The organism is Chitinophaga rhizosphaerae (genome assembly GCF_003958645.1).
Taxonomy (GTDB): Bacteria; Bacteroidota; Bacteroidia; order Chitinophagales; family Chitinophagaceae; genus Chitinophaga; species Chitinophaga rhizosphaerae.
Genome location: NZ_RXLO01000004.1, coordinates 456286 through 470265, shown reverse-complemented (window position 1 = coordinate 470265; position 13980 = coordinate 456286). Strand labels below are relative to the sequence as shown.

Genomic DNA, 13980 nt, shown 5'->3' with positions numbered 1-13980 from the left:
TTACGCGTCGGCGAAAGGTTCTCAATCGGCTGATGTCAAATTGGGCGTATGTGGGGGCTACAAATCGGTCCAACACATCAAGCGATGCATTGATCCGTACAATTTACTGAATTTTGGCGTACGGCAAGCACGGCGGGAGCTATGTATTTTTTTGGAATATTTTAACCATTTGGTTTACTTGCATTCTATTAAATTTGCCAGATATTCTTTTTGCCAAGCATTTAAACATATTATGAAAAAATTAATTTTGTCGCTGGGTATTCTCGGCATATCCGCAACCACGTTTGCGCAGGATAAAGTGGCCGGTGCAGCCATGAGCAAGGTTCGGCAGAGCAGGGACTTCCTGGTGATCGGAATTTCGTATGACGGCTGGGCATCCGCGCCGGACAGTGTGAAAACGAAGGGGCTTTCCCGCGGTTTCAATATCGCTTTCATGTACGATATTCCCATCGCAAAGGAGCATTTCAGCGTTGCGGCCGGTCTTGGCATTTCTTCCAGCAGCGTGTTCCTGGACAAGCAGGTGATCGACATGAGCAATGGTAACTCCAATGCTGTGCGCTTCACCAGCTCCGACAAGTATAAAAAATACAAGGTTGCCACCAATTACCTGGAGGTTCCCCTGGAATTCCGCTATCGCCAGCATTCCGACAACGCCAACAAAGGTTTCAAGGCGGCTATCGGCGCGAAAGTGGGTATGTTGGTGAATGCGCATACCAAGGGCAAGAACACGCTCGGCGGCGACAAGAATATCATCAAGGAGCAGAACAAGCGGTTCTTCAATCCCTGGCGCTTCGCGGGCACGGCGCGTATCGGTTACGGTAACATCGCCCTGTTCGGCACCATGAACTTCAACCCGCTGTTCAAAGACAATACCAACCTGGACATCAGGCCGTATTCCATCGGTATCGCCCTCACCGGCCTCTAATCCCGAAGGAACCATTATATTTGAAAATGGCCCCTCTGCTGAGGGGCCATTTTTCGTCAGGAGACTATCGAACTATCTCAAAACTTATCGTGCGCAACTTTCTGATCTCCGATAGAATCATCGTTCAGGCGCTTATTTTCCCGTAAAAACCGGTTTCCGCTTCTCCAGGAAAGCCGTCACCCCTTCCCTGTTATCGGCGGTGTTCCCTGCGATTTCCTGGCAGTAGGCTTCGTATTCCAGCACTGCGTCGAGGTTTTCGGTCATGCCTTTGGTCAGCATTTTCTTCAGGAGGCCGATGGCTTTCGTGGGTGCGTTTGCGTAAAATTCCGCCTCCAGCGCCACGGCCCCGTCCAGGTCGGCGAGCGGTACCACTTTATTGAGAAGGCCCAATTCCTTCGCTTCCGTGGCACTGAGCTTCGTGGCTTTGGTGGCCAGTTCGAACGCCCGATGATACCCCACGGCCCGCGGTAAGAAGTACGACGAGCCGGAATCCAGCACCAGCGCGATGTTGATGAATATTTCTATCAGCGAGGCCTGGTCAGACGCGATGATCACGTCGCAAGCCAGCGCCAGCGAACATCCCGCCCCGGCCGCCACGCCGTTCAGCCGGCAAATTACCGGCTTGGGCATATTGCGGATAGCGCGGATGATGGGATTGTACCGCTTGTGCAGGGAATCTCCCAAGTTACGGGGTTTGCCGTCCGCCCCCATGGCGGCTTTCAAGTCTTGCCCGCTGCAAAATGCCTTGCCGGCGCCCGTTAGCACCACGGCACGCACGGCAGCGTCTTTATCTGCCTGCTTCAGGGCGTCCTGTAATTCGTAACTGAGCTCGTCGTTGAAGGCATTGTAAACGTCCGGGCGGTTGAGGGTAATGGTGGCGATGTTTTGGTGGACCTCGTACAGTAAGGAGTTGAACATGGAATGGTTTTTTGCGATAAAAAGAAAACAGCGGCCACGGGGGCCGCTGTCGAAGTATGAAAATTCCTACAAAGTTTCTTTCAGCCAGCTGAAGAATTCACGCTGCCAGGTGATGGCGTTCTGCGCGCCCAGCACCCAGTGGTTCTCTTCCGGGAAATAGACCAGCTTGCTCTTGATGCCCTTGAGCTGCGCCGCCTGGAAGGCCTGCAGCCCCTGCTCGATGCCCACGCGGAAGTCGGTCCCGCCCTGCACGATCATGATGGGCGTATCCCACCTGTTCACGAAGTTGCTGGGGTTGAACTGCTCGTACGATTTGGCGTTGGCATTGTCGAAATACGCGCCGATGTCCCAGTTGGCGAACCACAGTTCTTCGGTGGTGCCGTACCAGCTGCGGAGGTCGAACAGCCCGTCGTGCGCGATGAACGATTTGAACCTTTTCTCGTGCACGCCTGCCAGCATGAATACGGAATATCCGCCGTAGCTGGCCCCCACCGCGCCGAGGCGCGCCTTGTCCACATACGGTTCTCTGGCCAGGTCGTCGATGGCCGACAGGTAATCGCGGATGGGCTGGCCGCCCCAGTCCTTACTGATATCGGCATTCCATTTCACGCCATGCCCGGGCATCCCGCGGCGGTTCGGCGCGATGACGATATATCCCTGCGCCGCCATCAGCTGGAAGTTCCAGCGGAAGGAATAATACTGGCTCAGTGCGCTTTGCGGGCCGCCCTGGCAGTACAGCAGCGTGGGGTATTTTTTATTCGGGTCGAAATCGGGGGGATAGATCACCCAGGCGAGCATATCCTTGCCGTCGGTGGTTTTGATCCAGCGCTCAGACACCCTGCTCATCTTCAGGTTACCGTAAATATCGTTGTTCACCTGTGTCAATGGCGCCACGGCACCATCTTTCAGGTTAACGGTGAAGAGCTCGGCGGCATGGTTCATGTCCGTTCTCGTCACCACCAGCGTTTGACCGTGCTGGCCTACGAACCCGTTGATATCATGCTGCCCCCTGGTGAGTTGCTTCACTTCGCCGCCCGTTACCGGAACGGTGAAAAGCTGCTCCGTGCCTTTGGTGGCGGCCAGGAACTGAACGGTTTTCCCGTCTGCCGCAAAGCGGGCCGAGGCAACGGTGCCGTCCCACTTGGCGGTGAGGTTATTTTTCTTGCCGGAAGCGATATCCAGCACGATCACGTCGTTTTTGTCCGCCTCAAACCCGTCGTTGGCCATGCTTTGCCACAGGAGCTGCTTGCCATTGGGGCTGAACTGCGGCGCAACATCGTACCCGTTCATGCCTTCGGAGAGGTTTTCGGTCTTTTGGGTGGCCAGCGTATAGCGGTAAATGTCGGTATTAGTGCTTACGGCATAGTCTTTACCGTGTTTTTTCTTGCAAACGTAGATGATCTGCGACCCGTCCGGGCTCCAGATAAAATCTTCCGCGCCGCCGAAAGGCATTTGCGGACAGTCGAACGGCTCCCCCGCCATAATGTCGGTCGGCGTACCTACATCCCCGGAGGCGGCGTCGAAGGTGGCGAAGAAAACGTGGTTGAACTTGCCGTCTTCCCAGGTGTCCCAGTGGCGGTAGTTCAGGTTGGTGTAAATGTGGGCATTGGCTTTGGGAAGATCGGCGTATTTGTCTTTCGCCAGTACTTTTTCCATTTCGACTTCCCGGGAGAAGAGGATATGTTTTCCGTCGGGCGAGATGCGGACGTTCTGCAGGCCGCCGTCTACCTTCGTTTTCTGGACGGGATTGGTGCCGTCCCTGTCTATTTCCCAGAGCTGGCCTTTGTAGCTATAGAGGATTTTGCCGCCGGGCAGCGATTTCACGAACGATTCGCCGCCGGGGGCGGAAGTCAGCTGTTTGGGAGCGCCGCCGGTGAGGGCGATGGAATACAGGTTGCGTTCGCTTTTATTGTCTTCCAGGCTGAACCGGGAAACGCCGAAAACGACGGTCCCGTCTTCCAGCACCGTTTCTCCGCCTACCCTTCCGAGTTTCCAGAGGAGTTCGGGGGTCATTGTTTGCTGTGCCATGCTGTGTTGAATGAATAAAATACCTGCTAACAGGAATGTTTTACGCATTGGATCAGATTTTGTTGTGGTGAGGCATAAATGTAGGAAAATTTGGCCTCATGCCGGACGCCGGTCTAATTCATTAACTTTGTACAAATTTCGCAAGCACATTGATTGAAAAAACACAGGCAGTAGCCGCGGACGAACGGGCCGTGCTGATTGGACTGATCCACAAGGAACAAACGGAGCCCCAGGTGCAGGAGTACCTGGACGAGCTGGCATTTCTGGCCGAAACGGCGGGCGCCACCGCGGTGAAACGCTTCACCCAGCGGCTGCCGCATCCCGACAGGGCTACCTTCATCGGGAAGGGCAAGCTGGAGGAAGTACGGCAGTTCGTGGCCGGGAAAGACATCCAGCTGGTGATCTTCGACGACGAGCTGACCGGCTCCCAGATATCCAATATTCAAAAAGAACTGAAGGTGAAGGTGATCGACCGGAGCGACCTGATCCTCGACATATTTGCCCGTCGCGCCCGCACGGCCCAGGCCAAGGTGCAGGTGGAGCTGGCGCAGTACCAGTACATCCTGCCCCGCCTCCGCGGTATGTGGACGCACCTGGAAAGGCAGAAAGGGGGTATCGGGATGAGGGGGCCCGGTGAAACGGAGATCGAAACGGACCGCCGTATCGTAAAAGACAAGATTTCCCTCCTCCGAAAGCGCCTCGCCGAGATCGACAAACAATCGCTGACCCAGCGCAAAGACCGGGGAGAATTCATCCGGGTGGCGCTGGTGGGGTATACGAACGTGGGGAAAAGCACGCTCATGAACCTGCTCAGCAAGAGCGAAGTGTTCGCCGAAAATAAATTGTTCGCTACCCTGGATACGACTACCCGCAAAGTGGTGTTCGAGCAGACGCCCTTTTTGCTCAGCGATACGGTGGGTTTCATCCGGAAACTGCCGCACCATTTGGTGGAAAGCTTCAAATCCACGCTGGACGAGGTCCGCGAGAGCGATATCCTCCTGCATGTGGTGGATATCAGCCATGCGCAGTACGAAGACCAGATCGAAGTGGTGAACCGTACACTGACCGAGCTTAAATCCCTCGACAAGCCGACCATTCTTATTTTCAACAAGATGGACCTGTACGAGAAGCAGACTTTCGACGAGTGGTTGACGGAAGAAGTGAAAACCGACATCCTGAACCAGTTGAAGGAAAGCTGGCAGCATCGTACGAACGGGAACTGTGTGTTCGTTTCGGCGACGGAGCGGCGGAACATCGAGGAGTTGCGGACAACGATCATGGAGAAAGTGATGCAGTTGTACCGTGAGCGTTATCCTTACAAATCTGAATTCTTCTATTAATGGCGAAGCAGTACAACTGGTACCGGCTAACGGGTGCAGACGATCCGGTGGCGGAGGAATCGCGTATTACCGTTCAGGAAGTGAACGGGAAGAAGATCTGTGTGGCGCGGCAGGGTGGCGAGTTGTATGCTTTTGCGTATAAATGTCCGCATGCGGGGGGCCTGATGTCCGACGGTTTTCTGGACGACCGTGGGAATGTGGTGTGCCCCCTGCACCGTTACAAATTTGCGTTGCGGAACGGATATAATTCCAGTGGCGAAGGTTTTTACCTTCGAACTTACCCCATCGAGTACCGAGCCGACGGTATCTACATCGGCATGGAGAAAAGCTGGCTTAGCTGGTGATTTTTCTAAACCATCTCCCTTACATGGCGCGCTGCCATAAAATTTTCGTGGCCTTTTTTCGGATAGACTGCGGCCATGACCGTTCAATTAATTTCTTCGGGCGAGGATAGGCCGACATACATGTAAACGCGCTATTCGAACGTCAGTTTCAGATTGGGCAATCCCATTTCATCGTGCGGTGTGGAGGGGTTGTGGAGTTGCCAGCTTACAGGGAAGTAAGCCCCCTTCTGCATGCGGACCTCCGGCAGTTCCAGGTGATACACGACCTGGGGAACGTTGAAGTCGATATTAAAGGGAACGGCATTGAGGAAATAGTTGAACAGTTTCACCGCCAGCTGGTTCTTTCCGGCTTGCAAAGGCAGCAGCACGTAGTGGTCCAATTTTTCCTTGCGGAAGGGGTTGTTCTGGATGAGGAGCTGCCTGCCGTTCAGGAAAACCATGATGCCATCGCCGCTCGTGAGCTTTACGAGTACGTTCCGGGCGGAAGGCGTGGTTATTTCCTGGAGGAGATAGTGGGCGGTCATGGCGCCGGCGGGCCGTTTCGCATCAATGGCGTATTCGGTGCCGTTTTTCCATTCGGGATGGGCTACCCAGTTTTTGCCGTCTTGCCGGGGCCAGGGTTTGGAAGGGTCTACCTGTGCGAGGGAGCCATGTGTGCCGCCGGGGCCGGAATACAGGGGCCCCAGGATGTGGATGGGGCCGGTTTGCAGGCTGGCGATATCGTTATTCAGTGGTTCAGCTTTTCCGCCATCCAGGAGAACGGGTGTGGTTTTGTTGCCCAGTTCGAGGTCGATGGTGCGGCCTTTCTCTTCTTCGGAGTAGGTCAAGGTAGGGCGGAAAGCGCCGCTGCGCTGGGGTTCGAGCGCCCAGGCGTTACGGATCGTACTGGTGAAGCTGGTATTATAGTCGATGGTGGCGTTGCTGAAATAGGGGAAGGCGTTGGAATTGTCGAGCACGAGGCCTGCCGCCATCGTGCGGATATTGGCCGGGGGAACGGTGTAGCCGTTGGGTAAAGTGAGCTCCAGCACCTGGAAAAGCCCGCTCATATCGAGGGTTTCCGGCAGTTGGATGTGAAGGCCGTCTTTTCCATCGAACGTTTTCACCCTGGCAGGGCCGCCGATGATACGAGCTGCGCTTACCTTGCCTTTCAGACCGGGCAGTACGATGGTATTGTTGGCGGGCCGGTTCATGAGGTGGAGGTAAAGCTTGTTTTTACGGCTGGTGATGCTGCCCCAGTCGAAAGGTACATGGAAAGGGTCGGGCTGGGTACCGTAGATCGCTTCACTGTTGGTGTTGAGCCATTGGCCGATAGCGAGCAACGCGTCGCGTTCGAATTCCACCACGGTGCCATCGCCTTTGGGGCCGATGTTGAGCAGGAAGTTGCCCCCGCGCGAGGCCACGCGCACGAGGCTCGTCAGTTTTTCCCGGATCTTGGCGTTGATGTCGCCACGCTCCTGCCAGGAACGGTATCCCCAGGTTTCGTGGAAGAACGAGGCCGGGCTTTGCCAGGGCACGCCGATGATGTAATCGGGTTCCTGGTTGTCGCCCATGACGGTGAAATCGCCCTGGTTGTTCCCGATGCGGCTGCCGATCATGCAATTGGGCTGGAGTTTGTGCACCAATGCGCGCATTTCCCCGCTTTGCTGGCGGGTCATTTGTCCCATGTCGAACCATAATTCGGAAACGGGGCCGTATTTCGTCAGCAGTTCCGTGATCTGCTGCATGTTGTACGTATGGTGTGCGGGAGGGATGGAATCGGAGTTGCTGCCGGAAATGGGCATGGCCGGCGGGAAGTGCCAGTCGATCAGTGAGAAGTACAGTCCGAAAGCGATCCCCTGGCGGCGACAGGCCTCGGAAAGTTCTTGGAGGATGTCGTGCCTGTAGGGCGTGGCATCCATGATGTCGAATGTTGTGTAGGCGCAATCCCACAGTGCGAATCCGTCGTGGTGTTTGGATGTGATCACGACAGATTTCATGCCCGCGCGTTTTGCGAGGATCGCGATGCTATCGGGGTTCCATTGTGCGGGATTGAATTCCTGTGCCACGCTTTCGTAGGCGTCGTTATACAATCCGGCGGCATGTGCGCGGATTTGCTCGCTAAGGCCGCGGCTGATCTGTTTGTTCTCCCACACGCCGCCCAGTTTGCTGTAAACGCCGAAGTGGATGAACATGGAATATTTACGATCGCGCCATTGCTGCAGGGCGGAGGGTTCTATTTGTGCTGTAGCGGAATGGATCCAGCCGAGGCAGGCGGTTATGATACAAAAAAATCGTTTCATGATAGCAAAGTAGGAAATCGTTCTTAAAAAAGTATACCTTTCGTCACATGACCGGTTTGCGACAAAATAGGATCAGTTTTAGTGAAAAAGTCATCTGGATTACGGGCGCATCGTCCGGGATCGGCGAGGCTTTGGCGATCCGGTTGTCGGCACTGGGAGCCCGGTTGATCCTGACGTCGCGGAATGCGGAGGCGTTGGTTGAGGTGAAGGCGCGGTGTGCGGGTACGGTGGCTGTTTTGCCGGCTGATCTTTCGACGGGGGAATTCTCGGTTCCCCAGTCCGGCGGTACTGACTTTGCCGGCAACGATCATTCCAGCCAAACAGGTCATCCAGGCCCGGCTTCCGGTTCGCCTCCAACAAAAAACAGCTTCTCCGGTCTGGCCGAACAAGCGATCGATATTTACGGCAGGGTCGATATATTGATCAACAACGCAGGCATCGGCCAGCGCGCCTCCGCGGAAGAAACCTCCGAAGCCGTGCTCCGCCAGATACTCGGGCTGGACTTCTTTGCACCGGCCTTGCTCACACAGGCGCTCCTGCCACATTTTCGCGCAAATGGCGGACAGGTAGTAGTGACCGGAAGCATGGCGGGGCTGATGGGTGTGCCGCGCCGAACTGCCTATTCTGCCGCGAAACACGCGCTGATGGGCTATTTCGAGTCATTGCAAGTGGAGCATACCGTTCCGGGGTTTCATGTTACCATCATCAGTCCTGGCAGAGTGAAGACTTCCCTTTCGCTCAACGCCCTTCGTGGCAGCGGGGAGCCTCATGGTAAAATGGATGCAGCGCAAGAGAAGGGGATTCCTGTCGAAGTATGCGCAATGAAAATGATCTCCGCAATCGCCCGAAAGCGGAAACACGTTATCATCGCCCGCGAAGAAAGGTTATTATGGTATCTCCGGAAATGGGCGCCACCGCTATATCATAGGGTAGCCAGGAAATTTGGGAGTTAAAGGTTCTTCACGTTCATCAAGTCGACTGTTTGGTACTTGACCAATTACAAAGCGAAAGGCTCTCCCGACCCAGGCGCGCACCAAAAACGGAATAGCGCAAAAACAAATCCGCCGGGAATGGACACCCTTCCGATCCCCATTCCTCCCATAAGTACCCTTTTACCGCTGTTGATTCACGATTATACTGGTTTAAGTAGCCCAATCCAACCCGGATCCATGCTAATTTGCCGGGTAAGACATACGACATATTATGAAAACGGCAGGCATCGCAATTACCATATCTTTACTGCTGCCCTTTTCCGCCATCCACGCGCAGTTTGCCGACTCGCTCGAAGTGCGGACGGGCACACGCGCCACTATCGCCACAAAGGGCTATCAGCCCCTCTGGCTCACGGCCAACAAATTCGGGACCATCTCCGATCGCAAATCCGATCTGTCCACCTACATCCGCGCCACCAACACACACACTTTCGGCGCCGGACAAAACTGGCGCCTCCAATACGGATTCAGCCTGTACAACAATAACAACTTCCGCCGGAACTTCTTCGAAGAAGCCTTCGTCAAATTCGCATTCCAAAAACTCGAATTGCGGGTTGGCCGGTATGAAGAAATCATCGGCGACGTAGCCCCCGAGCTATCGTCGGGCTCGCTGGGCGTGAGCGGCAACGCGCTCCCCATTCCCAAAGTAAGCATCGGCTTGAAGGAATACGTCCCCGTCCCCTTCACCAATGGCTGGCTGCAGGTAAAAGGACAATTCAGTCACGGTTGGATGGGCCGCAACCAGTTCATCCCATATGCTTTCCTCCACGAAAAGAATTTCTACCTGCGGATCGGCAAAAAGAAGTTGAAAGCATACGGCGGCATCCAGCATTACGCCGTATGGGGAGGCAACCGGGAAGACCTTCCGAAGATCAAAAGCAGTTTCAAAGACTACATGGATGTAGTACTGGTTAAAGAAGGGGATGACGGAACGGTGCTGACCGACCAGGTACGCCCAAACCGCCCGGGAGACCATCGCGGCGTGCTGGAAGGCGGACTGGAATGGGAGAACGACAACTTCGCGCTGCGCGCCTACAATCAAACCCCGTTCGAAACCGGCCAGGGCGTCGATTTTAAGAATACGGATCACCTCATGGGCCTCAGTTTCCGGGACAAACGGGAAGGCGCCGTGCTGCTCCAGGCCACGGTGGAGTGGATTTCCACCAAAAAAATGAACAACTGGCACCCCAAACAGTATCGCGAAAGTTACTACAACAACGGCGTCTACCTCACAGGCTGGGAATACGAAAACCATATCATCGGGACGCCGCTCTTCGTGAACCGCAGCCGCGGACAACATTACTTCGGCAACATCCAGCCGTTCGATTACAGCGAGAAATGGAACGTGATCCGGAACAAAGGCTGGAATATCATCAACAACCGGGTGAGCGGCATGCACCTGGGGGCGTTGTACCGCGTCGGGAGCATGTTGCAGGGAAAAACGATGCTGACGTATACGAGGAATTTCGGGACTTACGATCCCGGGCCCATCAAAGCGCCCCTCAGCCAATGGTATGCGCTGCAACAGGTGCGCTACAGCGCGCCGGTGCCCGGCCTCACCCTCACAGGGGCCGTGGGGCTCGATGGCGGAGACATGAGCAAAACCGCAGGTTTTATGCTGGGCGTGGAATGGCTGTTCGCGCCCGCCCGCCGCTAGAGCTGCTTTTCGAAGATCCCCCGGATGACTGCGTGTAAATTTTTGAACAGGAACGGTTTGGTGACATAACCCGCAGCGCCCCGCTCCAGGGCCTGCTGGATATCGTCGATCTCCGAACGCGCGGTGAGCATCACCACGGGAATATCCTGCAAGGCAGGGTCGTCACGGAAACTGTCGAGCAGATCGAGGCCGTTGAGCACGGGCATGTAGATGTCGCTGATCACCAGGCCGGGCCGCAGTTTGCGTGCGGCGCGAATCCCTTCTTCTCCGTTGGCTGCCGTGGCAACCGTGTACTGGTGCAATTCGAGCAGTGACTTCAGCGCGTCGGACAAGCTGGGCTTATCCTCAATGAGCAGGATGGTGTTGTTCATTACTGTTCAGCTTTGTACCTGGCACAAAATCGATTTAGATGGCATCGGCGAACTCCTGGAACACCAAAGTAAAGGTGGTCCCTTCGTTCACCCCGCTACTAACTGAAATCGTGCCGTGATTGGATTCCACAAAAGTTTTGACAATTGAAAGACCGAGGCCCGTGCCCTCGATCCCGTCTACATTGCTGCCGCGGAAAAACGAGGTGAACAGGTACGGAAGGTCGCTTTCCGGGATCCCGATACCGTGATCGCGGAAAGTGATGACCAGTTTTTTCTTCTTGTACTGCAGTTTTACAGATGGATTCTTTTGGGTGGAATATTTAAAGGCATTGCTGATGAGGTTGGTGAAGACTTTTGCCAGCTGGTCCTTATCTGCCAGGATGGGCCGGGGCTCGCCGTCTATGGAGATCAGCAGCGAGCGGTCGTCTTTTCGTTGCGAGAAGTATTGATAGCGTAGTGTTTCAATGATCTGTTCGGGCAAAACCGGTTTTAGATCCGCCTCCCAGTTATTGCCCGCGATCTTGCTGAGGGTCAGCACTTCGTCGAGCATGGCGTTGAGCTGGAAGATTTCGTCCGCCATTTTCCGGAGTTGCAGGCGGTGGAAGGAAGACAGTTGTCCATCGAGCTGCAGGCGCGCCTCGAGGAGGTCCATCGCCGAAGAGATGGCCGTGAGGGGAGTTCTGAATTCGTGAGAAGTCATGGACATGAACTGAACTTTCATCTGCTGCAAGGATTTTTCCTGTTCGAGATCCTGCAATTTTTTTTGCAGTTCTTCGGCCTGTTCCACTTTCCGGCCGATGGCCAGCCAGTATTTCTTGCCTTCGATTTTTAACGGGCTGACGCGAAAGTCGATCAGCGAGATTTCACCGTTTTGTGAAACCGGCAGCATAAACGCCGGGGGTAAAGGTTTCGGAAATGCATCCTGCCGCTCGCCGCCATAGGCGAGCTGGAGGGGAAGGCCCCTGAGCTGTGAGGTTTTGCCATTGGCTAATACTTCGATAGCCTTTCCGTTGGCATTGAGTACGACCTGTTTGTCTGTGCTGATGATCAATACAGGGTCTTCAATGCCGCGCAGCATATGGCTTACCCTGATGGATTGGTTAGGCTTCATGTCTTGAGTTCTGTCGATATGGTTCTTCGTCGATTCGGTTCTTCAGTTTCTTTTTCCGGAAATTTCCGGCCGGGTTTCACTCGGAAAAGATAGGCAATTTACATCTCATAATCCGCGCAAAATTTGCATATTTCATGCTATGTATTGTCGCAAAGCTTATATACGTTTTAATCGAATATGATTATTGTTAATTTGTTACTTGAAATAATAGTACAGCAATTCCCATTCCGTTTTGAATAGCTATCAATAAATTAATACATCTGCTGATAAATTTTTAAAAATTGGACTTATCTTTGATAGAACACTATCCTATTTAATTGTTCGAGGTGCGAACAGCATCTTTATTGCGAAAACCATATCAACGTTAACCGTAATATGATAACTATTGGTATCATTGAAGACAACCATTTTCAACTCAATAATTATAAAGAGTTCTTAGAAGATTTCCAGGAGTGCAAGGTTGTTTTCGCCTGTCGTTCGATGGAAGAGTTCAGGGCGTTGCCTTACAAGGACCCTGATGTGAAAGCGATCCTGCTCGATATTTCCCTTCCGGGAGATTCGGGGATCGAAGGAATGGAGGAATTGAAACAGCATTACCCGGACGCGAAGATCATCGTGCTGTCGGGGCACGACGGCCAGCAGTACGTGATAGAGTCTATCATGCACGGCGCCAGCGGGTATATCATCAAGACCAGCCGGCTCATGGAAATCTATCATTCCATCCTCGACGCCGTTACGCAAGGCGGCACCCTTTCGCCCAAAGCCGCTCACCTGCTCATCGCCCACATATCCAAAGATCCGCTCGAAAGCATCCGCGACCGGCTCACCAAACGGGAGTACGAATTGCTGGGCCTGCTGAAAGACGGGCACTCCTATAAAGAGATGGCGGAGCGGCTATACGTGACCGTACACACCGTCAACCAGCATCTTAAAAAAATATATTCCAAGCTGAACGTAGCTTCGAAATCGGAGCTGATTTCCAAAATCTGGTCAAATAATCTTTTCTGAAATATCTGTGCGGAAAGGCAGCTTACTGTTATGAGTAGTACGTTTTCTGCTGATCCCCGGTTTTATACTCTATGTAGTAATATTTATGGCGCGTAGTATGCTCTAATATTGTAACTGTGCTTTAGCAGTGAACCCAGACCATATCAAACGTGCTATATGACCCGAAAGTCGAAGAACCGGAATGCTTTATTGAACACCTTGCTGGCAGCGGCTTGTGCGCTGTTTGCATCCTGCGCGAGCACCAAGAACGCAACGTATTTCAATAATGTGAACAGCGATACGGCGGTGCAGCGCATCGCCGGAAATTTTGAACCGGCGATCCAGCAGAACGACATCCTGCAGATCACCGTCAGCAGCCTGAACCCGCAGGAAGCCATGCTTTACAACGTGCCCAACGCCTCCAACAGCGGCGCCACGGCCGCATCCGGCGCAGCGCCGGGAGCAGGGTTCCTCGTAGACGGCGCCGGGAACATACAATACCCGGTGTTCGGCACCATTCACGCCGCAGGCATCACCACCACCGCACTGGCAGATACGATCCGCAACCGCTTCGTACAACGGCAGTTGCTGGTAGACCCCGTTGTGAGCGTGCGCTTCCTCAATTTCCGCGTTACCCTGCTGGGCGAAGTCGCCAAGCCCGCCGTGATCACCGTCACCAGCGAGAAAATCTCCATCATGGAGGCCCTCGGCATGGCGGGAGACATTACCGTATACGGCAAACGCGAAAACGTCATGCTCATCCGCGACAAGGAAGGCAGCCGCACCGTAAAACGGCTCAACCTCAACGACGCCAGCATCCTTTCATCGCCCTACTACTATTTACAACCCAACGATATCGTTTACGTGGAACCGACGAAGTCGAAGATAGCCCAGGCCGACCGCTCCCGGCAGATACTGCCCGTGGTGCTCTCCAGCCTCAGCCTCCTCGTCATCATCCTCGACCGCCTCGTGATCAAGTAAACCGTCCGTTCGTGAAAACCCGTTCGGAATGGCCGCAAAGCTGAAAG

At 54.3% G+C, this 13980-nt stretch carries 12 protein-coding genes; 7 read left to right on the top strand and 5 right to left on the bottom strand.

The genetic code is table 11. The features are described 5' to 3' along the window. Positions 1–232: 232 nt before the first annotated feature. Positions 233–925 (top strand): porin family protein, encoded by a 693-nt coding sequence (locus EJ361_RS12490; protein WP_126245951.1) that lies wholly within the window; start codon positions 233–235, stop codon positions 923–925. Positions 926–1057: 132 nt separating this feature from the next. On the opposite strand, the gene EJ361_RS12485 is transcribed toward EJ361_RS12490, so the two are convergent. Continuing rightward, the gene (locus EJ361_RS12485) at positions 1058–1843 is read right to left on the bottom strand and encodes an enoyl-CoA hydratase-related protein (protein ID WP_126245950.1); all 786 of its coding nucleotides are present in this window, start codon (positions 1841–1843) and stop codon (positions 1058–1060) included. Between the two features lie 66 nt (positions 1844–1909). Beyond that, entirely contained in the window at positions 1910–3871 is a 1962-nt protein-coding gene (locus EJ361_RS12480) for a S9 family peptidase (protein WP_240646620.1), read from the bottom strand. A 149-nt stretch (positions 3872–4020) separates the two neighbouring features. Here EJ361_RS12480 and hflX point away from each other — a divergent pair, with 149 nt between their 5' ends. Then, positions 4021–5211 carry a GTPase HflX gene (hflX, locus tag EJ361_RS12475; RefSeq protein ID WP_126245948.1) on the top strand — a complete coding sequence of 397 codons (1191 nt, stop codon included), beginning with the start codon at positions 4021–4023 and terminating at the stop codon, positions 5209–5211. Beyond that, the gene (locus EJ361_RS12470; protein WP_126245947.1) at positions 5211–5555 is read left to right on the top strand and encodes a Rieske (2Fe-2S) protein; all 345 of its coding nucleotides are present in this window, start codon (positions 5211–5213) and stop codon (positions 5553–5555) included. The genes hflX and EJ361_RS12470 overlap by 1 nt, the downstream gene beginning before the upstream one ends. 131 nt (positions 5556–5686) lie before the next feature. Here EJ361_RS12470 and EJ361_RS12465 read toward each other — a convergent pair whose 3' ends face one another. Further along, positions 5687–7834, bottom strand: coding sequence for an alpha-L-fucosidase (locus EJ361_RS12465; RefSeq protein ID WP_126245946.1), 2148 nt, complete (start codon positions 7832–7834; stop codon positions 5687–5689). A 47-nt stretch (positions 7835–7881) separates the two neighbouring features. Here EJ361_RS12465 and EJ361_RS12460 point away from each other — a divergent pair, with 47 nt between their 5' ends. Both EJ361_RS12460 and EJ361_RS12455 read left to right on the top strand, forming a co-directional pair. Next, positions 7882–8787, top strand: coding sequence for an SDR family NAD(P)-dependent oxidoreductase (locus EJ361_RS12460; RefSeq protein ID WP_126245945.1), 906 nt, complete (start codon positions 7882–7884; stop codon positions 8785–8787). 250 nt (positions 8788–9037) lie between these two features. Beyond that, a complete protein-coding gene (locus EJ361_RS12455; RefSeq protein WP_126245944.1) occupies positions 9038–10483 on the top strand; it encodes a capsule assembly Wzi family protein in 1446 nt (481 codons plus the stop codon). On the opposite strand, the gene EJ361_RS12450 is transcribed toward EJ361_RS12455, so the two are convergent. Together EJ361_RS12450 and EJ361_RS12445 are read right to left on the bottom strand one after the other, a co-directional pair. Further along, positions 10480–10854 (bottom strand): response regulator transcription factor, encoded by a 375-nt coding sequence (locus EJ361_RS12450; RefSeq protein ID WP_126245943.1) that lies wholly within the window; start codon positions 10852–10854, stop codon positions 10480–10482. The genes EJ361_RS12455 and EJ361_RS12450 overlap by 4 nt on opposite strands. A 34-nt stretch (positions 10855–10888) precedes the next feature. Further along, positions 10889–11965 (bottom strand): sensor histidine kinase, encoded by a 1077-nt coding sequence (locus EJ361_RS12445; protein ID WP_126245942.1) that lies wholly within the window; start codon positions 11963–11965, stop codon positions 10889–10891. Between the two features lie 375 nt (positions 11966–12340). On the opposite strand from EJ361_RS12445, the gene EJ361_RS12440 reads away from it, so the two are divergent. After that, positions 12341–12973, top strand: coding sequence for a response regulator transcription factor (locus tag EJ361_RS12440; protein ID WP_126245941.1), 633 nt, complete (start codon positions 12341–12343; stop codon positions 12971–12973). 156 nt (positions 12974–13129) lie between these two features. Then, positions 13130–13933, top strand: a complete 804-nt coding sequence (locus EJ361_RS12435; RefSeq protein ID WP_126245940.1) for a polysaccharide biosynthesis/export family protein — start codon at positions 13130–13132, stop codon at positions 13931–13933. Positions 13934–13980 lie beyond the last annotated feature (47 nt).

Coding starts and splice junctions, on each gene's coding strand:
- EJ361_RS12490 (WP_126245951.1), top strand. CDS start 233: ATGAAAAAATTAATTTTGTCGCTGGGTATTCTCGGCATATCCGCAACC.
- EJ361_RS12485 (WP_126245950.1), bottom strand. CDS start 1,843: ATGTTCAACTCCTTACTGTACGAGGTCCACCAAAACATCGCCACCATT.
- EJ361_RS12480 (WP_240646620.1), bottom strand. CDS start 3,871: ATGGCACAGCAAACAATGACCCCCGAACTCCTCTGGAAACTCGGAAGG.
- EJ361_RS12470 (WP_126245947.1), top strand. CDS start 5,211: ATGGCGAAGCAGTACAACTGGTACCGGCTAACGGGTGCAGACGATCCG.
- EJ361_RS12465 (WP_126245946.1), bottom strand. CDS start 7,834: ATGAAACGATTTTTTTGTATCATAACCGCCTGCCTCGGCTGGATCCAT.
- EJ361_RS12460 (WP_126245945.1), top strand. CDS start 7,882: ATGACCGGTTTGCGACAAAATAGGATCAGTTTTAGTGAAAAAGTCATC.
- EJ361_RS12455 (WP_126245944.1), top strand. CDS start 9,038: ATGAAAACGGCAGGCATCGCAATTACCATATCTTTACTGCTGCCCTTT.
- EJ361_RS12450 (WP_126245943.1), bottom strand. CDS start 10,854: ATGAACAACACCATCCTGCTCATTGAGGATAAGCCCAGCTTGTCCGAC.
- EJ361_RS12445 (WP_126245942.1), bottom strand. CDS start 11,965: ATGAAGCCTAACCAATCCATCAGGGTAAGCCATATGCTGCGCGGCATT.
- EJ361_RS12440 (WP_126245941.1), top strand. CDS start 12,341: ATGATAACTATTGGTATCATTGAAGACAACCATTTTCAACTCAATAAT.
- EJ361_RS12435 (WP_126245940.1), top strand. CDS start 13,130: ATGACCCGAAAGTCGAAGAACCGGAATGCTTTATTGAACACCTTGCTG.